The organism is Mesorhizobium sp. WSM3859, from assembly GCF_002295065.1.
In the GTDB taxonomy this organism is placed as follows: Bacteria; Pseudomonadota; Alphaproteobacteria; order Rhizobiales; family Rhizobiaceae; genus Mesorhizobium.
In genome coordinates this window covers 104,554-130,858 of sequence record NZ_NSGG01000010.1, presented here as the reverse complement: position 1 = coordinate 130,858, position 26,305 = coordinate 104,554, and the positions used below count along the sequence as shown (strand labels likewise).

Annotated in this window: 24 protein-coding genes; 19 read left to right on the top strand and 5 right to left on the bottom strand. The window is 64.8% G+C overall.

Translation table 11 applies throughout. From position 1 onward, the window contains the following. The first annotated feature begins 77 nt into the window (after window positions 1–77). From CK230_RS21205 to CK230_RS21125, 16 genes are all read left to right on the top strand, one after another. On the top strand, window positions 78–968 hold the full coding sequence (locus tag CK230_RS21205; RefSeq protein ID WP_095819088.1) for a LysR family transcriptional regulator: 891 nt from the start codon (window positions 78–80) through the stop codon (window positions 966–968). Between the two features lie 318 nt (window positions 969–1,286). Further along, window positions 1,287–1,859 (top strand): cytochrome b, encoded by a 573-nt coding sequence (locus CK230_RS21195; protein WP_095819087.1) that lies wholly within the window; start codon window positions 1,287–1,289, stop codon window positions 1,857–1,859. 66 nt (window positions 1,860–1,925) lie between these two features. Then, window positions 1,926–2,501, top strand: a complete 576-nt coding sequence (locus tag CK230_RS21190) for a YceI family protein (RefSeq protein ID WP_095819086.1) — start codon at window positions 1,926–1,928, stop codon at window positions 2,499–2,501. Between the two features lie 373 nt (window positions 2,502–2,874). Beyond that, the gene (locus CK230_RS21185; RefSeq protein ID WP_095819085.1) at window positions 2,875–3,861 is read left to right on the top strand and encodes a Gfo/Idh/MocA family oxidoreductase; all 987 of its coding nucleotides are present in this window, start codon (window positions 2,875–2,877) and stop codon (window positions 3,859–3,861) included. A gap of 36 nt (window positions 3,862–3,897) precedes the next feature. Continuing rightward, window positions 3,898–5,553, top strand: coding sequence for an FAD-binding dehydrogenase (locus CK230_RS21180; protein WP_095819084.1), 1,656 nt, complete (start codon window positions 3,898–3,900; stop codon window positions 5,551–5,553). Between the two features lie 225 nt (window positions 5,554–5,778). Beyond that, complete coding sequence (locus CK230_RS21175) at window positions 5,779–6,975, top strand: caspase domain-containing protein (RefSeq protein WP_095819083.1); 1,197 nt, start codon at window positions 5,779–5,781, stop codon at window positions 6,973–6,975. 485 nt (window positions 6,976–7,460) lie between these two features. After that, window positions 7,461–8,435, top strand: a complete 975-nt coding sequence (locus CK230_RS21170; RefSeq protein WP_095819082.1) for a 2-dehydropantoate 2-reductase N-terminal domain-containing protein — start codon at window positions 7,461–7,463, stop codon at window positions 8,433–8,435. Window positions 8,436–8,530: 95 nt separating this feature from the next. Continuing rightward, window positions 8,531–8,851 (top strand): hypothetical protein, encoded by a 321-nt coding sequence (locus tag CK230_RS21165; protein ID WP_245430001.1) that lies wholly within the window; start codon window positions 8,531–8,533, stop codon window positions 8,849–8,851. Between the two features lie 31 nt (window positions 8,852–8,882). Further along, window positions 8,883–9,779 (top strand): RNA polymerase sigma factor, encoded by an 897-nt coding sequence (locus CK230_RS21160; protein WP_095819081.1) that lies wholly within the window; start codon window positions 8,883–8,885, stop codon window positions 9,777–9,779. A gap of 184 nt (window positions 9,780–9,963) precedes the next feature. Further along, on the top strand, window positions 9,964–10,275 hold the full coding sequence (locus tag CK230_RS21155) for a helix-turn-helix transcriptional regulator (RefSeq protein ID WP_095819080.1): 312 nt from the start codon (window positions 9,964–9,966) through the stop codon (window positions 10,273–10,275). Then, window positions 10,272–12,287 carry a hydrogenase 4 subunit B gene (gene hyfB / locus CK230_RS21150; protein ID WP_095819079.1) on the top strand — a complete coding sequence of 672 codons (2,016 nt, stop codon included), beginning with the start codon at window positions 10,272–10,274 and terminating at the stop codon, window positions 12,285–12,287. Before CK230_RS21155 ends, hyfB begins: the two co-directional genes overlap by 4 nt. Beyond that, entirely contained in the window at window positions 12,278–13,234 is a 957-nt protein-coding gene (locus tag CK230_RS21145) for an NADH-quinone oxidoreductase subunit H (protein ID WP_095819078.1), read from the top strand. Before hyfB ends, CK230_RS21145 begins: the two co-directional genes overlap by 10 nt. Beyond that, on the top strand, window positions 13,234–13,896 hold the full coding sequence (locus tag CK230_RS21140) for a hydrogenase-4 component E (protein WP_095819077.1): 663 nt from the start codon (window positions 13,234–13,236) through the stop codon (window positions 13,894–13,896). Before CK230_RS21145 ends, CK230_RS21140 begins: the two co-directional genes overlap by 1 nt. Continuing rightward, window positions 13,893–15,344, top strand: a complete 1,452-nt coding sequence (locus tag CK230_RS21135; protein ID WP_095819076.1) for a hydrogenase 4 subunit F — start codon at window positions 13,893–13,895, stop codon at window positions 15,342–15,344. Before CK230_RS21140 ends, CK230_RS21135 begins: the two co-directional genes overlap by 4 nt. A 19-nt stretch (window positions 15,345–15,363) precedes the next feature. Then, window positions 15,364–16,875, top strand: coding sequence for an NADH-quinone oxidoreductase subunit C (locus CK230_RS21130; protein ID WP_095819075.1), 1,512 nt, complete (start codon window positions 15,364–15,366; stop codon window positions 16,873–16,875). 4 nt (window positions 16,876–16,879) lie between these two features. Next, window positions 16,880–17,428, top strand: a complete 549-nt coding sequence (locus CK230_RS21125) for an NADH-quinone oxidoreductase subunit B family protein (RefSeq protein WP_095819074.1) — start codon at window positions 16,880–16,882, stop codon at window positions 17,426–17,428. Window positions 17,429–17,456: 28 nt separating this feature from the next. On the opposite strand, the gene CK230_RS21120 is transcribed toward CK230_RS21125, so the two are convergent. The 4 genes from CK230_RS21120 to CK230_RS21105 form a co-directional block, all read right to left on the bottom strand. Continuing rightward, window positions 17,457–18,353, bottom strand: a complete 897-nt coding sequence (locus CK230_RS21120) for an NAD(+)/NADH kinase (RefSeq protein WP_095819073.1) — start codon at window positions 18,351–18,353, stop codon at window positions 17,457–17,459. Between the two features lie 12 nt (window positions 18,354–18,365). Beyond that, on the bottom strand, window positions 18,366–19,349 hold the full coding sequence (locus CK230_RS21115) for an SPFH domain-containing protein (RefSeq protein WP_095819072.1): 984 nt from the start codon (window positions 19,347–19,349) through the stop codon (window positions 18,366–18,368). Between the two features lie 13 nt (window positions 19,350–19,362). After that, window positions 19,363–20,094, bottom strand: a complete 732-nt coding sequence (locus CK230_RS21110) for an NUDIX domain-containing protein (RefSeq protein ID WP_095819180.1) — start codon at window positions 20,092–20,094, stop codon at window positions 19,363–19,365. Between the two features lie 176 nt (window positions 20,095–20,270). After that, a complete protein-coding gene (locus CK230_RS21105; RefSeq protein WP_245430000.1) occupies window positions 20,271–20,891 on the bottom strand; it encodes a TetR/AcrR family transcriptional regulator in 621 nt (206 codons plus the stop codon). Window positions 20,892–20,963: 72 nt separating this feature from the next. Here CK230_RS21105 and CK230_RS21100 point away from each other — a divergent pair, with 72 nt between their 5' ends. Next, on the top strand, window positions 20,964–21,878 hold the full coding sequence (locus CK230_RS21100) for an alpha/beta hydrolase (RefSeq protein ID WP_095819071.1): 915 nt from the start codon (window positions 20,964–20,966) through the stop codon (window positions 21,876–21,878). A gap of 275 nt (window positions 21,879–22,153) precedes the next feature. Further along, a complete protein-coding gene (locus CK230_RS21095) occupies window positions 22,154–23,863 on the top strand; it encodes an ATP-dependent Clp protease adaptor ClpS (protein WP_095819070.1) in 1,710 nt (569 codons plus the stop codon). 91 nt (window positions 23,864–23,954) lie between these two features. Here CK230_RS21095 and CK230_RS21090 read toward each other — a convergent pair whose 3' ends face one another. Further along, window positions 23,955–24,767, bottom strand: coding sequence for a LysR substrate-binding domain-containing protein (locus CK230_RS21090; protein ID WP_245429999.1), 813 nt, complete (start codon window positions 24,765–24,767; stop codon window positions 23,955–23,957). A gap of 134 nt (window positions 24,768–24,901) precedes the next feature. On the opposite strand from CK230_RS21090, the gene CK230_RS21085 reads away from it, so the two are divergent. Further along, window positions 24,902–26,296, top strand: coding sequence for an FAD-binding oxidoreductase (locus CK230_RS21085; RefSeq protein ID WP_095819068.1), 1,395 nt, complete (start codon window positions 24,902–24,904; stop codon window positions 26,294–26,296). Window positions 26,297–26,305 lie beyond the last annotated feature (9 nt).

The window sequence follows — 26,305 nt, the reverse complement described above, 5'->3', positions numbered from 1 at the left end:
ATGGGAGGGAGATAGCGTCTCGCGTTCCGTTCGATAATTAGTTCTCTTTCGCACGGCTTGCTCTATAAAATAGAACAATGAACCGCACCAATCTCTCGCAGCTCGCCGTGCTCGCGACTGTCGCCCAATGCGCCAGCTTCCGCCGCGCGGCGCGCGAGCTCGGCATCGCCCCGTCGGCGGTCAGCCACGCGGTGTCGAGCCTGGAAGCGCGGCTCGGCGTGCGGCTCTTGGCGCGCAGCACGCGCAGCGTCGCGCCGACCGAAGAAGGCGCGCAACTGCTCGAACGGCTGCGCCCGGCGCTGTCCGAGATCGACCTGGCGCTGGAGACGGCGGTCGAGGCGCGCGACCGGCCGGCCGGCAATCTGCGGCTCACCGTGCCGCGCACCGCCGCCCACCTGACGCTCACGCCCAGGCTCGGCGCCTTTGCCGCGGCCTATCCCGATATCGTGCTGGAGATCGTCATCGAGGATCGCTTCACCGATGTGGTCGAAGGCGGCTTCGATGCCGGCGTGCGGCTCGGCGAAAGCCTGCAGCGCGACATGATCGCGGTGCGCATCGGGCCCGACCTTCGCGGCGCGGTGGTCGCCGCGCCGTCCTATTTTGCGACGATGCCGACACCGCGCCATCCAGGCGAGCTGGCCGACCACCGCTGCATCCGTTTCCGCTTTTCCAGCGGCATCCTTTACCGCTGGGAATTCGAGAAGGGCGGCGAGGAAATCGAGATCGCGGCGCAAGGGCCGCTGATCCTCGACGAAGACCATCTGATCGCCCAAGCGGCGATCGACGGCGCCGGACTTGCCTTTGTCTTCGAGCCCTATGTCAGGGCGCCGCTGGCCGACGGCAGGCTTATCCGCGTGCTGGAGGACTGGTGCCCGACTTTCGAGGGCTTCTTCGTTTATTATCCCAGCCGCCGGCAGATGCGACCGGCGCTGCGGGCGTTCGTGGATTTCTTCAAGGTGAGCGGGTAGGCGATCGTTGGAGGCCTCTACAGCGGGCTACCATTCAGCGTTGATCGCAAAATCCCGTCAAAAGCCGGCGCTGCCCCTCATCTGCCTGCCGGCATCTCTCCCCGTTGAACGGGGAGAAGGGCGCTGTTGCCGTCGGTTTCGCCAATCGCCAACGCTGCAAGAAAGAACACCGGCGTCGCGGCCAGCCCATTTCTCCCCGTCTACGGGGAGAAATGCCCGGCAGGGCAATGAGGGGCAGCGCCGGCGTCTGGAATTGTCCGGGGGTACAAGGCATAGGATACTTCGGAAGAAAGCTGATCTCGGCGGCGTTCTTCGGCCATGCGGACATCCCTCACCAACACCCCCACCCGCTATGGCTGGGCGATGATCGTCCTGCACTGGCTGATCGGCGTCATCTTCATCGGCCAGTTCGTGCTCGGCTTCGTCATGATGCGGATCGAAAGCCAGCGCACCGCCTTCGAGCTGATCCAGCTGCACAAATCCTTCGGCTTCCTGCTGCTCGGCCTGATCATCCTGCGCATCGCCTGGCGGCTCGGCAACGTAGCGCCCGCATTGCCGGCCTCGGTCGGCACGCTGGAGCGCAGGACCGCGCCGCTGGCGCATTTCGCGCTCTATGCCTTCCAGATCGCGCTGCCGCTCTCCGGCTGGGCACTGGTGTCGGTGTCGACGCTGGAGATCCCGACCATGCCGTTCAACCTGTTCGTGATGCCCGGTTTGCCGCTCGCTGAATCCGACGCCGCGGAAAGCTTCTGGTCGGCGGCGCACTGGTATCTCGCCTATGCCGGCATCGCGCTGGTGGCGCTGCATATCGCGGCGGCGCTGCGTCATCATTTCCTGCTGCGAGACAGCGTGCTGACGCGCATGATCACACCTTCGTCAGGCGGGGAATAGAACCGCGCCATCATTCGTTGGTGGGGCGAGAACGCAGAAAATGCGTATCTGCGGAAGGAAAAAACCATGAACGCGCGCATCCTCGGATTGGCGGCTTTTGCCGCTTGCCTCGCCGTGCCTGCCGTTGCCGCGGTGGCGCTCAGCGACGCCGCCGGCAGCTACACGATCAGCCCATCGGGCTCCTCGATCCGCTTCACCATCGGCAAGGCCGGCGGCGGTGGCTTCGACGGCGCCTTCGGCCGCTTCAAGGGCACGATCCGCATCGACAATAGCGATGTAAGCCGCTCCAAGGTCGACCTCACCATCTATCCCGAAAGCGTCGGCACCGGTCAGGGCCGCATCGACGCCTTCCTGCGCTCCGACGCGGTGTTCGACGCGGCCAACAACCCGGAAATCCAGTTTCGCTCGACCAGCGTGACCCGCACCGGCGACACGACGGCGGTCGTGACCGGGCGGCTGACCGCGCGCGGCAAGACATTTCCGGAAAAGTTCACCGCCGAGCTCGGCGGGCTGAAATCCGGCACGATCAAATTCCACGTCACCGGCAAGGTGCTGCGGTCGCGCTACGGCATGGATGTCGGCACGCCGCTCTACTCCAATGTCGTCGATTTCGACATGACGCTGACGGGGAGAAGGGGGTAGGCACAGCGCCTTTCCTCGCCCCCGGCCGGGCGGGCTACGCTATGCACACATCTTCTGTGATTGACTGATCGACCTGGGGCTTGATTGCCACGTGGTTCCCCCAATCCGTCGCTGCTTCGCAGCGCCACCTTTCCCCCCTCCGGAGGGAAAGGAAGGGAGCGTTGCTGGACAAGCGTTGCCGGCAAAAAGCTTGGCGCCTTCCTCTACCCCGTCGATCGGGGGAGAGGTGGCTCGGCGAAGCCGAGACGGAGTGGGGGTCGACCAGCGCTACATTAGACAATGCATGCGCCAAGCGGCACGGAGCGTCTGCGATTGGCTTTTCCGTCGATTTCGGGCAAACCTCGTCGCCTGTAAACCGACATGGAGAAGCGTGATGTTCCGATGGGGTGTTCTGTCGACGGCGAAGATCGGCCGCGAGCAGCTTTTGCCGGCAATCGTGGATTCGGAAAACGGCGTCCTGTCGGCGATCGCCAGCCGCGACCTGTCGAAGGCCAAGGCTTTGGGCGAGCGTTTTGGCGCCCGCCACGCTTTCGGCTCCTATGAGGAGCTGCTTGCCTCGCCGGATGTCGACGGCGTCTACATTCCGCTGCCGACCTCGCAGCATGTCGAATGGACGGCCAAAGCCATCGAAGCGGGAAAACATGTGCTGGTGGAAAAACCTCTGGCGCTCGACGCCAGGGTCATCCCGCCGCTGATCAAGCTGCGCGACGAGAAGAAGGTGCTGGTCTGCGAGGCCTTCATGGTCGTCTACCACCCGCAATGGATCAAGGTGCGCGATCTCATCGCCGGCGGCGCCATCGGCCGGCTGCGCCACGTGCAGGGCGCCTTCTCCTACTACAATGTCGATCCCAACAACATGCGCAACAAGCTCGATCTCGGCGGCGGCGCGTTGCCCGATATCGGCGTCTATCCGACCGTGTCGACGCGCTTTTCGACCGGCAAGGAGCCGATCCGCGTGCAGGCGACGATCGAGCGCGACAAGACCTTCGGCACCGACATCTATTCCTCGATCCGGGCCGATTTCGGCGACTTCGAATTATCCTTCTATCTGTCGACGCAGATGGCGGCGCGCCAGGTGATGGTGTTCCACGGCGAGAAAGGCTTCATCGAGGTCTTCGGCCCGTTCAATGCCGGGCTCTACGAGCACCACCGCATCGAGCTGCACAACCAGAACCATACCGAGGCGCAGGTGTTCCGCTTCCCCGGCACGCAGCAGTACCGGCTGGAATGCGAAGCCTTCGTGCGCGCCGCCCAGGGCGGCAAGGACCGCGTCTTCACGCTGGAGGAATCGGTGCTCAACCAGAAAGTCATCGACGCCATCTTCCGCGCCGGCGAAAAGGACGGCTGGGAACCCGTCTGAACGCGATAAATTCGCCGGCTAATTCTGGGAGGAAAAATGGCTGACGCGGACGTGATCATTGTCGGCGCGGGGCTGGCTGGCCTCGTCGCCGCGGCCGAACTGGCTGACGCCGGCAAGAAAATCATCATCGTCGACCAGGAGCCGGAACAGTCGCTGGGCGGCCAGGCCTTCTGGTCGTTCGGCGGACTGTTCCTGGTCGATTCGCCGGAGCAGCGGCGCATGCGCATCCGCGATTCGCACGACCTCGCGCTCGAGGACTGGATGGGCACGGCCGCTTTCGACCGTCCAGAGGATTTCTGGCCGCGCAAATGGGCTGAAGCCTATGTCGGCTTCGCCGCCGGCGAAAAACGCTCCTGGCTGATCGAGCGCGGCTTGAAATTCTTCCCCGTCGTCGGCTGGGCCGAACGCGGCGGCGGCAACGCCGTCGGCCACGGCAATTCGGTGCCGCGCTTCCATGTTACCTGGGGCACAGGGCCCGGCGTGCTCGAACCTTTCGCGCTGCGGGTGCGCGAGGCGCAGAAGCGCGGGCTGGTCCAATTCCGGTTCCGCCACCGGGTCAACGAAATCATCCGCAGCCGCGATACCGTCACCGGGGTTCGCGGCCACGTGCTGGAACCGAGCAGTGTGGAGCGCGGACATAAGAGCTCGCGCGCCGTGGCCGGAGAATTCGAGCTTAGCGCGCAGGCGGTGATCGTCGCTTCCGGCGGCATCGGCGGCAATCACGAGCTGGTGCGCAGGAATTGGCCTGAGCGCCTGGGCACGCCGCCGAAACGGATGATCACCGGCGTGCCCGACCATGTCGACGGGAGCATGCTGGCGATCACCGAGGCAGCCGGCGGCAGGATCATCAACCGCGACCGCATGTGGCACTATGTCGAGGGCATCAAGAACTGGGCGCCTATCTGGACCGAGCACGCCATCCGCATCCTGCCCGGCCCGTCCTCGCTCTGGCTCGACGCGCGCGGCAAACGCCTGCCGGTGCCGCTCTATCCGGGCTTCGACACGCTGGGCACGCTCAGCCACATCATGCGCACCGGCTTCGACTATTCCTGGTTCATTCTGACCAAGAAGATCATCCAGAAGGAGTTCGCGCTGTCGGGTTCCGAACAGAATCCAGACCTCACGGGCAAGAGCTGGCGGCAGGTGCTTGGACGCGCGACATCGGGCATTCCCGGTCCGGTCAAAGCCTTCATGGAAAAGGGCGAAGACTTCATCGTCGAGGCCGATCTTTCGAAGCTGGTGGCGCGCATGAATGCGCTCGCCGGCGGCGGGCCGCTGCTGGACGTCGCCCAGGTCGAGCGCGAGATCCGTGCCCGCGATAGGCAGCTCGACAACCCGTTCTCCAAGGACGCGCAGATCACGGCGCTGCGCGGCGCGCGCACCTATCTCGGCGACAAGCTGATCCGCACGGCCAGGCCGCACAAGATGCTCGATCCGGCGAACGGCCCGCTGATCGCGGTGCGCCTCAATATCCTCACCCGCAAGACGCTGGGTGGGCTTGAGACCGATCTCGACAGCCGGGTGCTCGACGCCACAGGACAGCCTGTGCCCGGTCTCTATGCGGTGGGCGAAGTGGCCGGCTTCGGCGGCGGCGGCATGCATGGCTACGCGGCGCTGGAAGGCACCTTCCTCGGCGGCTGCATCTTTTCAGGCCGCAGCGCCGGACGGGCGGCGGCGGGTGCGGTGGTCTGAACGATCGAATGGTGTTGTCGCAAGTTCGTGAAAATTGGCCCCACCTTGTCTGCGGCATCATTCCGGCGATTGAATAGTCCTGGAAGTCGATGCCCGAAAAAGCGTGACGCTATGGGCGCGGTCTCGGGCTAGTTTGGACGTGTTCCCAAGCAAGAGCGTCTCACACGATGGGTACCCACGCGCTTTAACAGATGCTAATGTTCTCCGATACTCGGGAACGTCGCAATGTCCAAGATTTGCTTGTTGTGCGCGTGCCTTCTTTTTCTGGCCGGCTTGTCAACAGCGGCTTCCTCTGAGGTCCAGATCGCTCAACGCAGCCACAGATATGCGCTTGTCATCGGCAATTCGGCCTACCGGTATGCACCATCACTGCCCAACGGGGTGAATGATGCGAGCGCGATCTCCCGGGTTTTGCAAGAGACGGGCTTTGAGGTCACCCTCGGATTGGATGCTGACGCATCAACGTTCAGGGAACTCATCGGCAAATTCAGGCGAAACTTGCATCCGGGTGACGTCTCCCTTTTTTACTTCGCCGGACACGGGCTCCAAGCGAACGGGGAAAATTACCTGTTGCCCATCGATGCCGCCCTTCAACGTCCCGCCGACTTGGCTCTGGAGGCCGAGCGCCTGCAAGACATCATCGCCGCCATGACGGCCGAGGAAAATACCGCAATCGTCCTTCTCGATGCCTGTCGAGACAATCCTTTCGTTAAGCAATTGAGTGGACCGGGTCAAAGTCGCGGCCTTGCCATAGGAAAGGGACTGGGAGCCCTGGATGCTGGCAGGGGAGTTTTTATCGGCTTTGCAACACAGCCCGGCAACGTCGCTCTCGATGGGGCCGTCGATCATAGCCCGTTTGCAGACTCTCTCGTGAAGCGCATAAAAACTCCTTCGATCGACATTGAAATCCTTATGCGTCGCGTTCGGTTGGACGTCATGAACGCCACTTTTGGGAGGCAGGTCCCCTGGAGCAACTCATCCCTCGTGGAGCCCGGATTCTCATTCAACCCAGACGCCACGTCTAGTCAGTCTCCGGCAGAACCCTATCAGCCACACATCAACACCGCGACGGAGCTCGAATTTTGGAAAGCGATCAAGGATACATCCGATGTCTCGATGTATCGTGCTTATCTAGCGGCATTTCCGAACGGTGCATTCATCGAAATTGCAAAGAGCCGAATTGCCAAGTTCGAAGCACCTGCGCCGCCACGCAAAAAGAGTCTGCCGAAGAACGTCAGTCGTAAACCGCTAACCTCATTGCCTGTCACCGAACCCTCCGCCAATCGTTCGGCGGAAGCGACCGCAGCTGCTAAACCAGAATCCATTGGGCGATGCAGGGATGGCAACAAAGAGAGATGTCGCCAGAGATGCCGTGAGGGCGCAAGGCGTGCCTGTCGTAAGCTGCAACAGCTGGGAGGTTAGCAACCCCGATGGCTGCCTCGTGACCGACTTATGCGCCTCGCGGTGGTGTGTTGACCCGCGATCCGACGATGTGAGGGTATGCCGCGCTGGTGGCACCATGCGTTTGCCTTCGCTGTCGCAGACCACAGTGCGGGGCCACCGGCATGGCGCTTCCTGCGGTTCGTCATGATCTCGAAGCTTTTGGCCTTGAGAGAAGCGACCGTTGCCTCGACATCACCGTCGACCATGACGAGCACCGGCTCGGCGCTCGGTGCCACATCGGCCCATGTGATGAAATGCAGGTTCGGTGACCGCGAAGGGAAATACCACCTTTGACCCAGCGGCGGCGGCCACGATTACGTGAAGGGAGAACATAAGGCGCTTCATCGTTTCACGGAAACGGTGAAGCGCCTTATGTTTTTGTTTGTCGCAATTCCACACGGAAACAGCTCCCGCTTCTCCCGGAATTGCTTTCCTGAACGAACTCCAACCGCAATGAGAACGACATGCGCATTATCGTCTACGGCATCGGCGCGATCGGCGGCGCTATCGCGGCCCAGCTGAGTTTTTCCGGCCACACGGTCCTCGGCATCGCCCGCGGCAGGCAGTTCGATGCCATCCGCGCCTCGGGACTGTCGCTTTCCACCCCACAAGGCACCAGGACCGCGCGCTTTCCCGTCCATGCCGACCCGTCGGAGATTTCCTTCGAGCTGGACGATGTCGTGCTGCTGACGATGAAGACGCCAGATACGCTCGGCGCGCTGCAACGGCTCAACGCCGCCGGCTTGGCCGCGCAGCCGGTGTTCTGCTTCCAGAACGGCGTCGCCAACGAGGCGCTCGCCTTGCGTTTCTTCGCCAATGTCTATGGCGCGACAGTGATGCTGCCGGCCGATTACGACACGCCCGGCGAGGTCGCGGCCTATTTCGCGCCCAGGATCGGCGCCTTCGACATCGGCCACTATCCGTCCGGAACCGACGGCACCGTCGAGAAACTGTGCGGCATCCTCAGCGCGTCCGGCTTCATCGTCGAGGCGAGGGACAATGTGATGGAGAGCAAGTACCGCAAGCTGCTCGCCAATCTTCGCAACATCATCGATGCGGCGCTGGGCGACACCGAGCTGCAGCGGAAATGGTATGCCAGGGCACTCGCCGAGGCGGAGGCGGTGCTGGCTGCCGCCGGAATCGCGTGGGACAAGACCGACGCCATGGCCCGCGAGGAACTGACCATAACCGCTATTCCCGGCCGAACGCGCGTCGGGTCGTCGACGCTGCAGAGCATCGTGCGCGGGACCGGCTCCCTCGAAACCGACTTCCTCAATGGCGAGATCGTGCTGCTTGGGCGGCTGCACGGCATGGCGACGCCGGTCAACGCAGCCCTGTGCAAACTGTCGATCGAGCTGGCCAGCGGCCGGATGCTGCCGCAGTCGGCGGGCGACGATACGATCGCCTCCATGATCGGCGCGCCCGGCGGAGCCGGCTGATCGCCGGAGGCGATCAAAAGATAGAATCCAGCCTGAGAATCCTTTCGAGCCCATGGAACGTCTTCCTCATGCAGACCCGCGAACAGGAGACTCCTATGACCTACAATCTCATCCGCTACGGCGTGAAGGAAAATAGCATCGCCGAGAACCGGGCGCTGGTGGCGAAAGTGTTCGAGGCGCTGGACGAAGCGCAGCCGCAATCCGTGCGCTATCTGGTGCTCGAACTCGATAATGGCGAATTCGTCCACCTCGTCGGCTATGACAAGGACAGCTCGGCGCTGACCGAACTCGACGCGTTCAAGGCGTTCAGCGCCGATCACGCCGGGCGGCGTTCGACGCCGCTGGTGAGGGCGCCGGCAAGGATCGTCGGCAATTATCGTATGCTGGCCAGGGCCGATGAAGCCGTGCCCGCCTGACCTTGGCATTGGCGAGGCGAGAAAGAGGACGATGAGCTTGGCAGGGTTCGGCCGCGCGGAACTTGAAGCCATGCTCGTCGGCCTGCGCCCGAAACTGCACCGCTATGTCGCGCGCATGGCGGGCTCCGCCATCGAGGGCGAGGACATCGTGCAGGAGGCGGTGGTGAAGGCGCTCGCCGCATATGACGGCGGCGCCCTGGTCGAACGCCCCGAGCAGTGGCTGTTCCGCATCGCCCACAATGCGGCGCAGGATCATCTGCGCCGCCGCCAGCGGGAGCGCTTGCGCATGACCGAAGCCGACATGACCGAAATTGAAGATATCTCCGCCAACGCGGAGGTTCGGCTCGCGGCGGCGGCAAGCCTGCGCAGCTTCATGCAGCTTACGCTGGCGCAGCGCAGCGCCGTGATCCTCGTCGACGTGCTTGGCCTCACCTTGCATGAGACCTGCGAAGTGACAGGCGCGACGCTCGCCGCCACAAAGGCGGCGCTGCATCGCGGCCGGGCTGAGTTGAAGGCGCTGGCTTCGGCGCCGGCCGACGTCGCGATGCCAAGACTCGAACCGGAAGAAGAGCGCCGGCTGCGCCGCTACATCGACCTGTTCAATGCGCGCGATTTCGACGGGGTCAGGGCGCTGATCGCCGAGGACGTCCAGGTCGACGTCGTCAACCGCACCCGCCTCAACGGCAAGAAGGAAGCCTCGACCTATCTCGGCAATTACGAGCGCCTCGGCGACTGGGCACTGTCGCTCGGCTTCGTCGAGGCCCGGCCGGCGATCCTGATCCGAAATCCGCAGGTGGGGGGAGCGCCGCGCGGCTTCATGCTGATCGACTGGCGCGGCGAAGAGGTCGTCCAGATCCGCGATTTCCGCCACGCCCCTTACTGCATCGCGGAAGCCGACGTCCTCTTCGTCCCCGGCGAACAGGGATGACCGTCGCCGGGCCGCGTTTGGGCCTTCGAAGTCGATCTCCTGCCGGCAAACGGTCATAACCGACCCGACAACTGCAGCACTATCAACATAGATGTTTGAAACATCAATCCTTGACGTTAGAACATTTTAATGTAGGCTACAGCACCGACACCTCATATCTCAGAACTGAACGAGAGAGTCGTCGGTGATAACCGCACCGCAATTGCGCGCCGCAAGATCCCTGCTCGGCATCGATCAACGCCGGCTTGCCGAATTGTCCGGCCTGTCGGTACCGACAATCCAGCGCATGGAAGCCAGCGGCTCGATCATCCGGGGCAATGTCGATTCGCTGATGAAGCTGATCGCAGCGCTCGAAGTGGCCGGCATCGAGCTGATCGGGGAAGGCGCGGCCAGCCAGGGCGGCGGGCGCGGCGTGCGGCTGAAGGCCGGCTTCGATCCCGCCAAGGCGTCCGAGACCGTTGGCGACGATGCCGAGCCGGGCGGGAGCCCGCCGTGAATTCGACCGTCGCGCTTCTGCTGTGCGGCCCTGCCGCGTTTCTGGCATCAGCCATAATGGCCGCGGCCGCCAGCCGGCTCGCCGCCGCGACTCGACTGGTCTATGGCGCGACGCTTGCCATTTCAGCCGTGCTGCTCGTGACTGCCGCCAGCCATCTCGCCGGCAACCTCGGCGAGGCCTCCGCCACTTTGCCGCTTGGCCTGCCCTGGACCGGCGCCCGGTTCCGGCTCGACGGCCTGTCGGCGTTCTTTCTCGTCGTCGTCAATTTTGGCGGGACGATCACCAGCCTCTACGGCCTCGGCTACGGCCGGCATGAATCCCAGCCGCACCGGGTTCTGCCGTTCTATCCCGCCTTCCTCGCCGGCATGAACCTCGTGGTGCTGGCCAACGACGCCTTCAGCTTCCTGTTGTCCTGGGAATTCATGTCGCTCGCCTCCTGGGCGCTGGTCATGGCGCATCACCGCGATGAGGCCAACCGGCGGGCCGGCTACATCTACCTGGTGATGGCAAGCTTCGGCACGATGGCGCTGCTGCTTGCCTTCGGCCTGCTGGCCGGGCCGGCGGGAACCTATGCGTTCGACGCGATGCGGACGGCGCATCCGGATCGGTTCGCCGCTGGCGCGGTGCTGGTTCTCATGCTGCTCGGCGCCGGCTCCAAGGCCGGCCTCGTGCCGCTGCATGCCTGGCTGCCGCTTGCCCATCCGGCGGCACCCAGCCACGTCTCGGCGCTGATGAGCGGCATCATGACCAAGGTCGCCATCTATGGCTTCATCCGCGTGGTGTTCGACCTGCTTGGCGAACCGGCTTGGTGGTCCGGCGTCGCGGTGCTTCTCATCGGCGGCGTGACGGCGGTGCTCGGCATCCTGCACGCGCTGATGGAAAAAGACCTCAAGCGGCTGCTTGCCTATTCGACCATCGAGAATATCGGCGTCATATTTGCCAGTCTCGGCCTGGCGCTGGCCTTCAAGGCGAATGCCATGCCGTCGGCCGCGGCGCTGGCCTTCACCGCGGCGCTCTTCCACGTGCTCAACCACTCCTTCTTCAAGAGCCTGCTGTTCTTCGGCGCCGGCGCCGTGCTCTCGGCAACCGGCGAACGCGACATGGAAAAGCTCGGCGGCCTCATCCATCGCCTGCCGGTGACCAGCTTTGTCTTCCTGATCGGCTGCGTCTCGATCTCGGCGCTGCCGCCCTTCAATGGCTTTGCCTCCGAATGGCTGGTCTTCCAGGCCATATTGCGCAGCCCCGAGCTGCCGCAATGGGGGCTGAAAGTGATCGTGCCAGCGGTCGGCGGCATGCTGGCGCTGTCGGCCGCGCTGGCCGCGGCCTGCTTCGTCAAGACATTCGGCATCACCTTCCTTGGCCGGGCGCGGTCGGCGGCGGTGGAACGCGCGCACGAAGTCGATCGCTGGTCACTGGCGGCGATGGCCGTGCTTGCCGCCTTCTGCCTGCTCGCCGGCATCCTGCCGGGCTTCGTCATCGATAGCCTGTCGACGGTGACGCTTCCGCTCGTCGGCGAGCGCATGCCGGTCCAGATGGCGCAGCCCTGGCTGTCGATCGTGCCGATCGCCGAAAGCCGCAGCTCCTATAACGGCCTGCTGGTGCTCGTCTTCATCACCGTCTCGGCGTCGCTCGCGGCCTTCTTCATTCACCGCTTCGCCTCGCATGCGCTGCGCCGGGGCATCGCGTGGGGATGCGGCTTCCCTGACGCGGTGCCGGCCGCGCAATACACGGCCGTCAGCTTCGCGCAGCCCATTCGCCGCGTCTTCGGCGGCTTCGCGTTCCGCTCGCGCGAGACGGTGGACATGCCGGCGCCGGGCGCGCTGGAACCGGCGCGTCTCAAGGTGGAGATGCATGATGTGGCCTGGGAGGTTTTCTACCAGCCGATCACCGGCGCGATCGATTTCGCCACCGAGCGGCTGAACCACCTGCAGTTCCTGACCATCCGCCGCTACCTGACGCTGGTCTTCCTCTACCTCGTCATCCTGCTTCTGGTGCTCGCGCTATGGCCATGATCTCCCAACTGGCCGTGCAGGGCGCGCAGATGCTGGTCGTGCTTTTGCTGGCGCCGCTTCTGATCGGCTTCGTGCGCAAGGTGAAGGCGAGGCTGGTCAGACGGCAGGGGCCTTCGGTGATCCAGCCCTATCGCGACCTCGTCAGGCTGATGCGCAAGGAGGTCGTGCTGGCCGACAATGCCTCCTGGCTGTTCCGGGTGACGCCCTATTTGATCTTCGCCGCCACCTGGGTCGCGGCGGCGCTCGTGCCGACCTTCGCCACCGGCCTCGAGTTCAGCTGGACCGCAGATCTGATCGTCATCGTGGCGCTGCTCGGCAGCGCGCGCTTCTTCCAGGCGCTGGCCGGGATGGATGTCGGCACCAGCTTCGGCGGCATCGGCGCCAGCCGCGAGGTGATGATCGCGTCGCTGGCGGAGCCCGCGATGCTGCTCATCGTGTTCAGCCTGGCACTCGTTGCCGGCGCCACGCAGCTTTCGACGGTCGCCGCCTTCATGGGTTCGCCTGAGGTCGGATTGCGGGTATCGCTCGGCATGTCGCTGATCGCCCTGGTTATGGTGGCGATCGCCGAGAATGCGCGCATCCCGGTCGACAACCCGGCCACGCACCTGGAGCTCACCATGGTGCATGAGGCGATGATCCTGGAGTACTCCGGCCGCCATCTGGCGATGATCGAGCTCGCCACCTTCCTCAAGCTGCTGCTCTACATGTCGCTGATCGCCTGCGTCTTCCTGCCCTGGGGGCTTTACGGCGCAAGCGCAGGGCCGAAAGCACTGGCCGTCGGCGCCGCCGCCTATCTCTGCAAGCTCGCCGTGCTCGCCATCGTGCTTGCCGTGTTCGAGACGGCGGTCGCTAAGATGCGTGTCTTCCGCGTGCCGGACTTCCTGGGCGCGGCGCTGATGCTGGCGCTGCTCGGCACGCTTTTGCTGTTCGTCTCACGGAGCCTGTGATGAACGGTCTCACCTTCGACATCGCCCATCTGCTCGCCGGCAGCCTGGTGCTGATCTCCTTCATGATGCTCTACCAGGACCGCCTGTTCGCGCTGATCAACGTCTTTGCGCTGCATGCGGTCGTGCTTGCGCTCTCGGTGGCCTGGCAGGCCTATATCCAGGACGCGCATCACCTCTACATCACAGCGGCGATAGCGCTGGTCTTCAAGGCGATCGTCATTCCCGTCGGGCTGCATCGCATCATCCAGCGGCTCGGCATCCACCGCGACATCGAGACCGCGGTCGGCATCGGCCCGACCATGCTTGCCGGCATCGGGCTGGTGACGCTCTCCATGGTGCTGATGCTTCGGGTGACGCCCGAGGCCGACCCGCTCGCCCGCGAGGACCTCGCCTTCGCGCTGTCGATCATCCTGCTGGGCCTGCTGGTGATGGTCACAAGGCGCAACGCCGTCAGCCAGGTCGTCGGCTTCATGTCGCTGGAGAACGGTCTGGTGCTGGCCGCCACCGGCGCCAAGGGCATGCCGCTGGTCGTCGAGATCAGCGTCGCCTTCTCGATCCTGATCGCCTTCATCGTCATCGGCGTCTTCCTGTTCCGCATCCGCGAACGGTTCGATTCGGTCGACATCGGCGCGCTCGACGATTACCGGGGAGAACGCCGGTGACCGGGTTCTCCTTCGACGCGGTGGCCGCGATCCTTTTCATCCCGGCGGGCGCCGCGGCCATCCTGGCGGCAATGCCGAACTACCGCATGACAGCGACCGTCAATGTTGTGGCCAGCCTGCTCACCCTGCTTGCGGCGCTGTCGTTGTTCGTCACCGAGCGGCCGGCGCCGGGACAGTACCTCCTGGTCGACGACCTCAACATCGTCTTCATCGTGCTCAACACATTCGTCGGCTTCACCACCAGCGTGTTCAGCGCGTCCTACATCGCGCATGAGCTAGAAACCCGCCGGCTGACCGCGCCGAACCTGCGCTTCTACCACGCCATGTACCAGATCATGATGTTCGGCATGAACCTGGCCTTCGTGTCGAACAATATCGGCCTGATGTGGGTCGCGGTGGAGCTCGCCACGCTGACCACCGTGCTGATGGTCGGTATCTACCGCACGCATGAGGCGCTGGAAGCGGCGTGGAAATATTTCATCCTCGGCAGCGTCGGCATCGCGCTGGCCTTGTTCGGCACGATCCTCGTCTACATGGCCGCGCAGCCGGTCGTCGGCGAAGGCACCAACGCCATGGTCTGGTCGGTGCTGATCGAAAAGGCGGCGCATTTCGATCCGGCCCTGCTCAGCGTCGCCTTCATCTTCCTGCTGCTCGGCTACGGCACCAAGGTCGGCCTTGCCCCCTTGCATGCCTGGCTGCCCGACGCGCATGCCGAGGGCCCGACGCCGATCTCGGCGGTGCTGTCGGGCCTGCTGCTCAACGTCGCGCTCTACGCCGTGCTGCGCTTCAAGCTTTTGCTCGCGGCGAGCCCGCAGGCGATCGGACCGGGGCCGCTGATGGTCACGATGGGGCTGACCTCGCTGATTTTCGCGGGCTTCATGCTCTACCGCCGCCGCGATATCAAACGCCTGTTCGCCTATTCCTCGATCGAGCATATGGGCATCATCGTCTTTGCCTTCGGCATGGGCGGCCCGCTCGCCAACTTCGCCGGCCTGCTGCACATGGTCATGCACAGCCTGACCAAATCGGCTATTTTCTTCGCCGTCGGCCATATCGCGCAGGTCAAGGGCACGCAGAAGATCTCCGAGATCAGGGGCCTGACCGAAAGCCATCCGGGGCTCGGCTGGGCGCTCGTCATCGGCGTCGTGGCCATCGCCGGCCTGCCGCCGCTCGGCATCTTCATGAGCGAGTTCCTGGTCGTCAGCTCGACTTTCGCCAGGCATCCGTGGCTGGCGATCCCGCTGGTGTTCGGGCTGCTCATCGCCTTCGGCGCGCTGTTGCTGCGGCTGACGGGTCTCGCCTTCGGCGAGCCGCGCGGAGGCATGGCGCCGGTCGAGGCGTCCTATGTACCGATGTATTCGCACCTCGCTTTGGTGTTTGCCGCCGGCATCTATCTGCCGGCGCCGTTGGTGGCGTGGTTCCAGCACGTCGCCGGTATCCTGGGGTAGGCGCATGAGCAGGAAAAACATGCCCGCGCTCGCCGATATCATCGCGGCCGACCGTCAGGTCGAGCATCACGCGCCCTGGCCGCGCGCCGTGGTCGCCCCGAAGGCCTGGAACCTGGCCGTCGAGCAGCTCGCCGCCGGACGCTGGAGCCTGCTCGGCCTGTGGGGGGAGCCGGACAAGGTGCACATGGCACTTCTCGACGAGGCGCAGACCATCGGCGTGATCAGCATGGATTGCCGCGGCGGCCGCTACCCGTCGGTCGGCCAGCACCATTCGCCGGCGCTCCGGCTGGAACGCGCCGCGGCGGACCTGTTCGGGCTGGCGCCGCAAGGCCTGCCCGACAGCCGGCGCTGGCTCGACCATGGCCAATGGGGCGTCTCACATCCGCTGGCGGCGCGGCCCGGCGGGCCGGCGGTCGCGTCGTCCTACCGGTTCCTGACGGCCGAGGGCGAGGGCCTCCACCAGATTCCTGTCGGGCCGGTGCATGCCGGCATCATCGAGCCGGGGCATTTCCGCTTCACGGCTGGCGGCGAAACCGTGGTGCGGCTGGAGGAGCGGCTGGGCTATGTGCACAAGGGCATAGAAGGGTTGATGCAGGGCGCATCGATCGATCGTGCCGCGAAACTCGCGGGCCGGACTTCAGGCGACAGCACCGTCGCCTATTCGCTGGCCTTCGCCCGCGCGGTGGAGGCGGCGCTCGGCATCGCGCCGCCGCCGCGCGCGATCTGGCTGCGCGCGCTGATGGCCGAATTGGAGCGCCTTGCCAACCACCTGGGCGACATCGGCGCCATCTGCAACGACGCTGCCTTCGCGATCATGCATGCGCATTGTGGCGTGCTGCGCGAACGTGTGCTGCGCGCCGCCGATGCGGCCTTCGGCCACCGCCTGATGCGCGACCGCATCCTGCCCGGCGGCACGGCAGGCGATCTGAACGAGGCGGGGGCGGATGCCATCCGATCGCTGGTCGCGGAAATCAGGCGGCGCTTCCCGCATCTGGTGGAGCTCTACGACAACACCGCCTCGCTGCAGGACCGCACGGTGGCGACCGGCCGGCTAAAGGGCGAGCTTGCCCGGCAATATGCCGCCGGCGGCTATGTCGGGCGCGCCTCGGGCCGCGATTTCGACGCGCGCCGCGTGCCGGGTTACGCGCCCTATGACGAGCTCGCCTTCGATGTGCCGGTGCTGCAGGAGGGCGACGTCAACGCGCGCGTCTGGATCCGCGTGCGGGAGGTCGAGCAGAGCCTGTCGCTCGTTGAGCAGATTCTCGGGCGGCTGCCCGCCGGCCCGACCCTCGTCGAGGTCGCTGCGCTAGAAGGGGCCCGTGAGGGCATGGCGCTGGTCGAGGGTTTTCGCGGCGACATACTGGTTTGGCTGCGCATCGGCGAGGACGGCCTGATCGAGCGCTGCCACCTGCGCGACCCCTCATGGTTCCAGTGGCCGCTGCTGGAAGCGGCGATCGAAGGCAACATCGTCGCCGATTTCCCGCTCTGCAACAAATCATTCAACTGCTCCTATTCCGGCCACGACCTGTAGAACCATGCGAAAACTGCTCTTCGAAAGCCTGATCCGCCCGCCCCTGACGGAACGCCCGCCGCAAGTCAGCAATGCGGCCGTCGACGAGCTGGGGCGCGCGCTTGACGGCATGGCTCGCAGGAAACTCGGCCGGAGCCTGTCGATCCGCGCGGTCGACGCCGGCTCCTGCAATGGCTGCGAGCTCGAGATGCATGCGCTCAACAACGCCTTCTACGACATCGAGCGCTTCGGCTTCCGCTTCGTCGCCTCGCCGCGCCATGCCGATGTGCTGATGGTCACCGGGCCGGTCACCAAGAACATGCGCGAGGCGCTGAAGCGGACTTATGAGGCGACACCCAACCCGAAATGGGTGGTTGCGCTAGGCGATTGCGCCAAGGACGGCGGCTGCTTCGCCGGCAGCTACGCAGTGGTCGGCGGCGTGTCGGACGTGGTGCCGGTCGACCTGCACATCCCGGGCTGCCCGCCGCCGCCGATCGAGATCCTCAAGGGATTGATCGCCCTGCTCGACGGCGCGAACGGGAAGGCTGGAAAGGACGGCGCCGTCCAAGGCTGACTGCTGCAGGTTGCCGCCAATTCACGGCTCACCGATCGACCACCAGCCGCAGCACCCGTGACGCCGGCGAGAGCCGCACCTGCCTGCCCCAGTCGAAGGCGATGAAATCCTGCTCGATGCCGTCGGCGAAGATCACGCCGCCTTCGTTCATGCGCGAGGTAATGAAAAGGGGCTTCTCGGTGATCTTTCCGGCACGCAGTTTCGTGGCGGTGGCGATGCTCGGGAAGGGTTCGCGCACCCAGAAGCCGACCGCATGTTCCTCGCGGCCGAGCGACAGCTCCAGATGCGTCGCTTCCATGATCGAGCGCGCCCAGCCGGTCGCGCCGCTGCCGGAGGCGACGATGAGGCCGCTGGAGGAGTGATCCTCGGCCTCGCCTTCCGCCTCGATGCGGTAGCGGGCCGACTGGTGGCTGCGATGGCCGACGAATATCTCGTTGAGCGCAAGCAGCATCTCACCCGCTTCGAGCTCGGCCTGGACCATGGTGCGCGATTCCACCTGGACATCGCCGGCGCTGCTGGCGGTAAGCAGCCTGGCCAGCCTGCCGACGCCGATCCGGACCAGCACGCCGTCATAGAGATCGGGCGCGGGATTGACGCCGAGCACCGGCTGGCCGTTGAGATATTTGGCGACGTTGGCGACCAGGCCGTCCTGCCCGACGGCGACAATGACGTCGTCGGGTGAGAACAGGAAGCGGTTGAGGTCGGCGCGCGTCACCAGGGTCTGGCGCCAGTCGGCCGGCACCGTGGCGCGAGCGGTGCCCAGCACAGCGTGGAAACGATCGTGGCGGGCCTCGACGTCTTCTAGCCGCTGGCCGCGCGTCTCGAGGAAGAAGCGGGCCTGGCCGCGCGTCGCGTGGTGCGCGATCAGCAGCTCGTAATCGGTCTCGCGTGTCACGAAGACCGCGCGGGGAGGGTTCGCGGTCATTGATGCCCTCTGTCAGCGCGCCTCGATCACCGCCGGGCCCTTGCGGAACTCGCCAAGCACGGTGGCAAGCAGGTCGGGCGTGACGTTGACATGCTCGATCCTGTCCAGCTTGCCGGCGAGCTGCTGGGCGGCAAGGCCGAGCAGGATCGTGGGTGGCAGGTCGCGATAGATGGCGATATGCTGCCTTTCGGCTTCCGCCTTCGCGCCCTCGATGGCGCGGATGCGCTCGGCCTCGGCGCCGGCTTCGATCTGCTGCGCTTCGGCCGCGCCGGTAGCGCGATTGCGGGCGTTCTCGGCCTCCTCGGCGATGAGGAGCTTCTCGCGCCGCGCCAGCTCGGTCTTGTTCGCCAGCTCGTTCTCGGCGATCGCCCGCTCCTTCTCGACGGCCAAAGCGCGGCGCTGGAAAGTCGCCTCGTCGGCCTTCTGCTGCAGCGCCTCGAAGGTCGGCGTCTGCAGCGCACGCTCGAGCTCGCTGGTCGGCGTCAAATTGGTGAGCCTGACCGCGACGGCGGCGACACCAATGTCGGTCAGCGCCGGATCGGCGGCGACCAGGGCCTGCAGTCGCTCGCGCAAGGGCGCCGGGCCGGCATCGAGCAGCGCCCGCACCGGCGCTTGGCCGAGATATTGCTGCGCCGCCTGGTTGGCGATGCCGGCGATGCGGGCCTGGATTTTTTCGATCGGCTCGCCGCGCAGCTTGCCGGTCCTGAGATCGATGCTGAAATCGACGCGCTCTGCGAGCCGCGCCGGGTCGACGACATGCCAGCCAATCGTGCCCTGCACGGCGACGGTCTGGAAATCCTGGCTGCGGCCCTTGACGAAGAGCGTCATCTCGCGATCGTCCATCGGCAGCTCGGCGATGCTGGCTGTCTCCGGCACGAACCAGAAGACCAGGCCGCGGCCGCTCTGCATTTCGCGGCCATTGCGGTAGCGGATGACGTGGCTGCTTGCCTCGCTGCGAAGCTGGGCGACGAAGCCTAGACTGCGAATGGTGGCCATGGTGGTCTCTCCCTCAATCGGCCGTGGAAGGTTGGAAACGATAGAGCTCGGCCGGGCGGAAAGCGGCGCCCGATTCATAGGCGCCGGTTGCCTTGAGCCATCCTCTGTCGAGCTGTCGCCGGCGGAAGGCCGGCTTGTTGAGCGACGCGCCCAGGATCGCCTCATGCACATCCTGCAGCTGCCGCAATGTGAAGAGCTCGGGCAGCAGCGCGAAAGCGACATCGGAATAGTCGAGCTTGCCGCGCAGCCTGAGCATCGCCATCGTCAGGATATCGGCGTGATCGAAAGCGAGCGTCAGTGCCTCGTTCTCCGGCGAGAGCACGTTGACGGCGCCGCCGGTCTCGCCGACCCATGGCACTTCGACAGCAGCCGGCAGCAGCGCCGGCTTCGCGCTGAGGGCCGCGTCGAAGGCCCGCTCGGTAAGCAGCGCCAGATAGGCGACGCTGATGATGCGCATGCGCGGATCGCGATCCACCGCGCCGAACGTGTAGAGCTGTTCGAGATGCGCCTCGGCCATGCCGGCCTTTTCGCGCAGCACGCGCGCGGCGGCCGCATCGAGCGCCTCGTCGATGCCGACAAAACCGCCCGGCAGCGCCCAGCGGCCGGCATGAGGATGCTGGTCGCGCTTGACCAGCAGCACGGCCGGCCGGTTGTCGCGGATACCGAGCAGGACAAGGTCGACGGCCACCGAAGGCCGCTGGAAGGCGCTCGGGTCGTAGTCCTTGATGAAATCGGTCTCGTTCATCGCATGCACCATCTATAATACGCAAACTACATATATCTAATTTGCATATATGTCAACGAGCACTTCGCAATTACCGGACAAGCGGCTGGAATGCCGTCTGGGCGGGAGAGGTATCCATAGGCCGTGCGTCGCGGCAGTGTTCCTATGCCGCTAGGGGTTCATACAATCGCCATCGCCTAACGAACGTTCGGCCAGCCCCGAAGGGCGATCTCCGCGACCGCTTGCAATTGCTTTTTGTTCGCCCCATCAGCCGACAATATCGCCATTCCGTATATCAGCGCGGAAAGGTACCGAGCGAGATCCGCAGGTCGCGCGCTGGCCTGCAACTCGCCCTCGGCCTGCGCGCGCTGCAGTCGTTTTAGAATGCCTGCCTCCCCGCGGCGGCGGCGAGCGGCCAGATCGCCCCTGACCGCCTGCGATATCGGGCTGACAGACAGCGCTCCTTGGACACCCAGACAGCCTTGCGGATTGCGGCTGTCTCCGTGCAGCTCGACAGGCCCGGTCATCAGGAGCCTGATTGCTTCCTCGAGCACCGTGGCTTGCTGGGCCGCGTGCCTGTAAGCGCCCGCCCGGCTCTCATAGCGATCCATGACGCGCTGGAACAAGGCCTCCTTGCTGCCGAAGGCGGCGTAAAGGCTGGCGCGGGTGATGCCGAGCGCTTCGGTAAGGTCGGCAATTGAAGTCCCCTCGTAGCCATGGCGCCAGAAGAGCTGCACCGCACGGTCGAGCGCCTGGTCGATGTCGAATTCGCGTGGTCTTCCTGCTCCCATGTCAACTCTCCGACTCAACGTCTTCATGATAGTGCTTGCCTAATGTAGAATGATCGATCTAGATTTCAGCATCTATGGATCGACATGGTGGGGGGAAAGATGCTTGGCAAGGTGGTGGCGCTCTCGTTGCTCCTGGCGATAACAGCGCCGATGACTGCTCACGCGGAAGGCGGCACCTTTCCGGGTTTCCGCACTGAAATGGTGGCCGCGAACGGGGCCAAAATCTATGCGCGCATCGGCGGATCGGGGCCGGCCGTGGTGCTGATCCACGGATTTGGCGACACCGGCGACATGTGGAAGCCGCTGGCTCTCGATCTCTCCAAGGATCATACCGTCATCGTTCCGGATCTGCGCGGCATGGGACTTTCCTCGATCCCGGAGAGCGGCTACGAAAAATGGAACCAGGCCGCCGACATCCGGGCCGTGCTCGATCATCTGGGCGTCGGAAACGCCGATATCATCGGGCACGACATCGGCACGATGGTCGCTTATGCCTACGCGGCCCGCTATCCTGAAAAGACGGACAAGCTCGTCGTCATGGATGCGCCGGTGCCGGGCATTCCGCCCTGGAACGATATCGTGCGAGATCCAAGGCTGTGGCATTTCGACTTGGGCGGTCCCGACATGGAGCGCCTCGTGCGCGGCCGCGAACGCATCTATCTCGACAGGTTCTGGAACGACTTCGCGGGCACGCCGGCAAAAATCGACGAGGCGACCCGCCGGCACTACGCGAAACGCTATGCAAGGCCCGGCGCCATGCGCGCCGCCTTCGCCCAGTTCCGATCGATCCGTAAGGACGCCGTCGACAACCAGGCCACCCTGGCCAGGAAATTGCCGATGCCCGTGCTTGCCATCGGCGGCGCGAAATCCTTTGGCGAGACGGAGGCGGTCGTGATGCGCAACGCGGCCACCAATGTGACCGAAGTCGTCATCCCCGAGTCCGGGCACTGGCTGATGGAAGAGGCTCCCGGACCGACAATCAGCGCCGTGCAGGAATTTTTGAAGCACAACTGATCCGGGGCCTGTCGAGGAAGCCGATGGCCTTCACCAGGGCCAAACCTTGTTCCGATGTGAAAGATGGCCGCGATGACGTCATTCGCTTTTGGCGTCGAGAAAGCGATGCCTCAAAAGAAGCCCCGCGAGGATGCGTAGTCCTCCGCGTGCAGATGCACCATTGAGACGGCCGTTCGAACAATTTCGAGGCTTTCGGCCGGCGATCTGTTAATAAATCATGCGATATGGCACAGATATTGCCGGCCCAAAGCAGTCTGGGAAAGTGAGCTGTTACAATGCGCCACACACCCGACGAGGCATTACAACTCGTCATTCACAATGACGACCAGACGCCGTGGGCGTTTGTGGTCGATCTCATATGCTCGGTGTTCAGCCGATCGGAGGCGGAGGCCGAAGCCTTGACCGCGACGGTATCGCAACAGGGAAAGGCCGTGTGCGGCAGCTATCCATCCGCGGTCGCGAAGGCGATGCTGGAGGCGGCTGAGCAGCGCATCAAGGCGGCCGGTCATCCGCTTCGCATCACCGCGGCTCCCGGCGAAACCGATGCCGTAGCCGCCACCGGCCGGCCGACACGGGTTTCGCTTCGCGTCACCGCAGCTTCCGACGGAGCCGCGCCCGCCATCGGCCATCCGGCACAGGATTCACGCGAAAGGAAGTTCAAATACGCCCACGAGGCAATCGCCTGGCATTTTTCCGGGCTGGCGCATGACGAGATCATCGCGACCTCGCGCCAGTTTCCCGGCCATATGCGCGCCGACGTGCAGGTGGCGCTCGACAAATTGTTCTCGGCCTCGCCCATTCGCTTCTTCGGCCTATACGAGCAGCACCGCTATGAGACGCTGACCTATGCCGCGTTGACAAAGGACGGACAATACGCCGTCACCATCTCGGCGGCGCAATTCCAGGAGGTCGACATCGGCGAAAGCGAGCCGGTCAAGTGCCTCAACAACGGCTTATGGCTCAACCGCGACGGCGACCTGCATTACGCGGTGGTGCTGTCCTTTCACCGCGAATATGGCCGCGAAGCCGGAACCTGCGTCGAGATCGCCGTGCCAGCGGGCGAGGCCGGCGTGGCGCTGGTGGACCGCTGCTTTGCGCAGTTGGAGGCTGCCATCAACGCCGCGCGCTCCTATCGCGGCAAGGTTCTCTCGCTCGAAACGGAAGGCGACTATCAGGGCCGCTCCAAAGGCGTGATGGTGCATCGGCTGCCGCAGGTGCAGCGCGACGCGGTCATCCTGCCGGAACAGACTTTGAGGCTTCTCGACCGCAACGTGATCCGATTCATCGAAAGCCGGGAGGCGCTGCGGCGGCTTGGGCAATCCACCCGCAAGGGCATCCTGCTCTACGGCCCTCCGGGCACCGGGAAGACGCACACTATCCGCTACCTCGCCGCCAATCTTCCCGGCCACACGACCCTGATCATAACGGCGGGACAGATGGGCCTTCTGTCGCAATACATGACCCTGGCGCGCCTGCTGCAGCCGACCACCGTGGTGATCGAGGACGTGGACCTAATCGCCCGCGACCGCGAGACCATGGGCAGTCCCTGCGAAGAATCCCTCCTCAACACGCTGCTCAACGAGATGGACGGATTGAAGGACAATGCCGACATCCTGTTCGTGCTGACCACCAACCGGCCCGAACAGCTGGAAGTGGCGCTCACAGGACGCCCGGGACGCATCGACCAAGCTATCGAGGTGCCGCTGCCGGACGACGCCTGCCGGGAAAAGCTGGTACGCCTCTATGGCGGCGGGCTGAAACTTTCCGACGGGATCGTGAGCGAGGCGGTGGCGCGCACGAAGGGCGTCAGCGCGGCTTTCATCAAGGAACTAATGCGCCGCGCCGCGCAGACCAGCATCATGCAGGGCGACGGAGAGGCCGTGACCTCCAGGGATCTCGCCGAGGCCCTGGACGACATGCTGTTCACCGGCGGCCGGCTCAATGTCAGGCTGCTTGGCGGAGCAACCGAGGAGATTTCCGGCTAGTGAGCCAGTGTCGAATTGGGCGGGTGACGTTGAGCGCCATTGCCTGGCAATGACGGCGTTCTGATTGCCGGGCCGCAAGGCGGCGGCAGTCTCACAGAACCGTCCTCATCCACGCCAGGAAAGACTCCGTCACTGCGGATCGCGGATTGTGCTGCATCCACACGGCATAGAAGCTGTAGCCCGGCAGGGACAAGGGATGCGCCTTGACGAGCGAGCCGTTCTCCAGCTCGCGGCCGACCACGACGTCGCTCAGGATCGCGATGCCTTGCCCGGCGACGACCGCGTCGATCGCATGCAGTTCCTCGCGGAAGCTCAAATCCCATGCCTTGTCCGGGATCAGCTCCGGATCGATCGAACGAGCCGTCGCCAGCCAGCGGCGCCAGGTCGGCGCGTCCGGATCCCGGTTCATCCAGTCGAAATGGATCAACGGATAGCGCAACAGATCGGCGGCACGCTCGATCGTCCGCCCGTCGCTTGCCAGCAATCGCGGACTGCAGATGGGAAAGAAGGAATCGCGGCACAGCTCCTGCCCCGAAAATCCCACAGGCGGTCGCCGTGTGTAGCGGATCGCCACGTCCGCGGCGCCGGCGCGCAGATCGAGGACGGCGTCCGTTCCGATGATCTCCAGCGGCACGGCCGGGTTGGCCTCGCGCCACTTCGGCAAGCGGGGCACCAGCCAGCGGCTGGCGAAAGCGTTCGGGCTCGTCACCCGCAGCGGCGCCTCAAACAGGCGCGCTCCCGCGCTCGTCAGCGTGAGCGGGCGCGGCCGGCGCTGAAACAGCTTGCGGCCGCATATCTGTTCCAACAGGCGGACCTGATGGCTGATCGCCGTCGGCGTCACGCCGAGCTCCGCCGCCGCAGCCTTGAAGCTGCCGTGCCGCGCGGCGGCCTCGAAGGCATGCAAGGCGCGGAGCGGCGGACTGTTCCTCATGCCGGCAATGTAGATGAATTTCGTTCATCCAGGAGCTAAGATTTTTGCTTTTGCAGAAGGCTTGGCGCTGTGAGACCGTTCATCCCATTGGAACCGGGGCGACGACGATGGAGCTTCCACAACAGACCTACGTGCTATCGGGCTTGTCCCACGCCTCGACTACGGCGATCGAACGGCTGCGACAGGGCTTGCGAGGCGAACTGGTGTTGCCGGCGGACGCAGGCTACGACCAGGCGCGCAGGGTCTGGAACGGGGCGATCGACAAACGCCCTGCCGCAATCGTCTTTTGCGCCAATCCCGATGACGTCATCCTAGCTGTGACCTGTGCCAGATCACAAAACTGCCTCGTGGCCGTCCGCAGCGGTGGCCACAACGTCGCCGGCCTGTCGGTGTGCGACGACGGCATGGTGATCGATCTATCGCGCATGAAGAAGATCGTCGTCGACCCCGAACGCCGCATCGCCAGGGCCGAAGCCGGACTGACCCTTGGCGAGTTCGACGCAGCGACACATGCGCATGGGCTCGCGACGACCATGGGCGTCAACGGCGACACCGGCATTGCCGGCCTGACGCTGGGCGGCGGCTTCGGCAAGCTCGGCCGCAAGCACGGCCTGAGCTGCGACAATCTGATCGCCGCCGAAATCGTCACCGCCGACGGACGCCTGCTGCGGGCAAGCGCCGGCGAGCACCCCGATCTGTTCTGGGCCTTGCGGGGCGGCGGCGGCAATTTCGGCATCGTGACGGTCTTCGAATACCGGCTACACCCGCTCGGCCCGGCGCTTCTCGTTGGCTCTGTGCTGCATGCCTACGATCATGCGCGCGAGGCTATGCGATTCTATGACAAATTCTCGTGCAACGCTCCGGACGAGGTGAGCGTCGATGCCGCGCTCGTCACGCTGCCCTCGGGCGAGCGTGGCTTCAGCATCTCGGCCTGCTACGCCGGGCCGCCCGAGGCGGGCGAGCCTGTCATCGCGCCGCTGATGGAATTCGGATCCCCTGTCGAAAGTCGTCTCCAGGCCATCCCCTACCTCCAGATCCAATCGGCGGGCGACAGCCTCTTTCCGCGCGGGCGACGTTATTACTGGAAGGCGCAGTTCCTGCGCGAAATCAGCGACGGCGCGATCGAGGCGCTGCTCGAGACTTACGCCAAGGCTCCCAATCGCTCGTCCCTGCTGGTCTTCCAGCAGGTCGGCGGCGCGATCGCCCGGGTGCCCGCATCGGACTCGCCCTACGCCAACCGCGACGCGGCGCTCGACTGCTTCCCGATCGCCATCTGGGACGACCCGGCAGACGACGCGGCCAATATGGGCTGGGCACGCGAGCTGTGGAATGCGGTCCAGCCATTCTCAACCGGCGGCGTCTATGCCAACAATCTGGGCGACGAGGGTGACGAGCGGGTGCGGGATGCCTATGGTGTCAATTACGCGCGTCTCGCCGCCGTCAAGAAGCAGTACGACCCGACCAATTTCTTCCGACTGAACCAGAATATCAGGCCTGGATAATTCGAAAAA

Excerpts from the sequence above, each read along its gene's own strand:
- CK230_RS21205 (WP_095819088.1), top strand. The coding sequence starts at position 78 with ATGAACCGCACCAATCTCTCGCAGCTCGCCGTGCTCGCGACTGTCGCC.
- CK230_RS21195 (WP_095819087.1), top strand. The coding sequence starts at position 1,287 with ATGCGGACATCCCTCACCAACACCCCCACCCGCTATGGCTGGGCGATG.
- CK230_RS21190 (WP_095819086.1), top strand. The coding sequence starts at position 1,926 with ATGAACGCGCGCATCCTCGGATTGGCGGCTTTTGCCGCTTGCCTCGCC.
- CK230_RS21185 (WP_095819085.1), top strand. The coding sequence starts at position 2,875 with ATGTTCCGATGGGGTGTTCTGTCGACGGCGAAGATCGGCCGCGAGCAG.
- CK230_RS21180 (WP_095819084.1), top strand. The coding sequence starts at position 3,898 with ATGGCTGACGCGGACGTGATCATTGTCGGCGCGGGGCTGGCTGGCCTC.
- CK230_RS21175 (WP_095819083.1), top strand. The coding sequence starts at position 5,779 with ATGTCCAAGATTTGCTTGTTGTGCGCGTGCCTTCTTTTTCTGGCCGGC.
- CK230_RS21170 (WP_095819082.1), top strand. The coding sequence starts at position 7,461 with ATGCGCATTATCGTCTACGGCATCGGCGCGATCGGCGGCGCTATCGCG.
- CK230_RS21165 (WP_245430001.1), top strand. The coding sequence starts at position 8,531 with ATGACCTACAATCTCATCCGCTACGGCGTGAAGGAAAATAGCATCGCC.
- CK230_RS21160 (WP_095819081.1), top strand. The coding sequence starts at position 8,883 with ATGAGCTTGGCAGGGTTCGGCCGCGCGGAACTTGAAGCCATGCTCGTC.
- CK230_RS21145 (WP_095819078.1), top strand. The coding sequence starts at position 12,278 with ATGGCCATGATCTCCCAACTGGCCGTGCAGGGCGCGCAGATGCTGGTC.
- CK230_RS21140 (WP_095819077.1), top strand. The coding sequence starts at position 13,234 with ATGAACGGTCTCACCTTCGACATCGCCCATCTGCTCGCCGGCAGCCTG.
- CK230_RS21130 (WP_095819075.1), top strand. The coding sequence starts at position 15,364 with ATGCCCGCGCTCGCCGATATCATCGCGGCCGACCGTCAGGTCGAGCAT.
- CK230_RS21125 (WP_095819074.1), top strand. The coding sequence starts at position 16,880 with ATGCGAAAACTGCTCTTCGAAAGCCTGATCCGCCCGCCCCTGACGGAA.
- CK230_RS21120 (WP_095819073.1), bottom strand. The coding sequence starts at position 18,353 with ATGACCGCGAACCCTCCCCGCGCGGTCTTCGTGACACGCGAGACCGAT.
- CK230_RS21115 (WP_095819072.1), bottom strand. The coding sequence starts at position 19,349 with ATGGCCACCATTCGCAGTCTAGGCTTCGTCGCCCAGCTTCGCAGCGAG.
- CK230_RS21110 (WP_095819180.1), bottom strand. The coding sequence starts at position 20,094 with ATGAACGAGACCGATTTCATCAAGGACTACGACCCGAGCGCCTTCCAG.
- CK230_RS21105 (WP_245430000.1), bottom strand. The coding sequence starts at position 20,891 with ATGAAGACGTTGAGTCGGAGAGTTGACATGGGAGCAGGAAGACCACGC.
- CK230_RS21100 (WP_095819071.1), top strand. The coding sequence starts at position 20,964 with ATGCTTGGCAAGGTGGTGGCGCTCTCGTTGCTCCTGGCGATAACAGCG.
- CK230_RS21095 (WP_095819070.1), top strand. The coding sequence starts at position 22,154 with ATGCGCCACACACCCGACGAGGCATTACAACTCGTCATTCACAATGAC.
- CK230_RS21085 (WP_095819068.1), top strand. The coding sequence starts at position 24,902 with ATGGAGCTTCCACAACAGACCTACGTGCTATCGGGCTTGTCCCACGCC.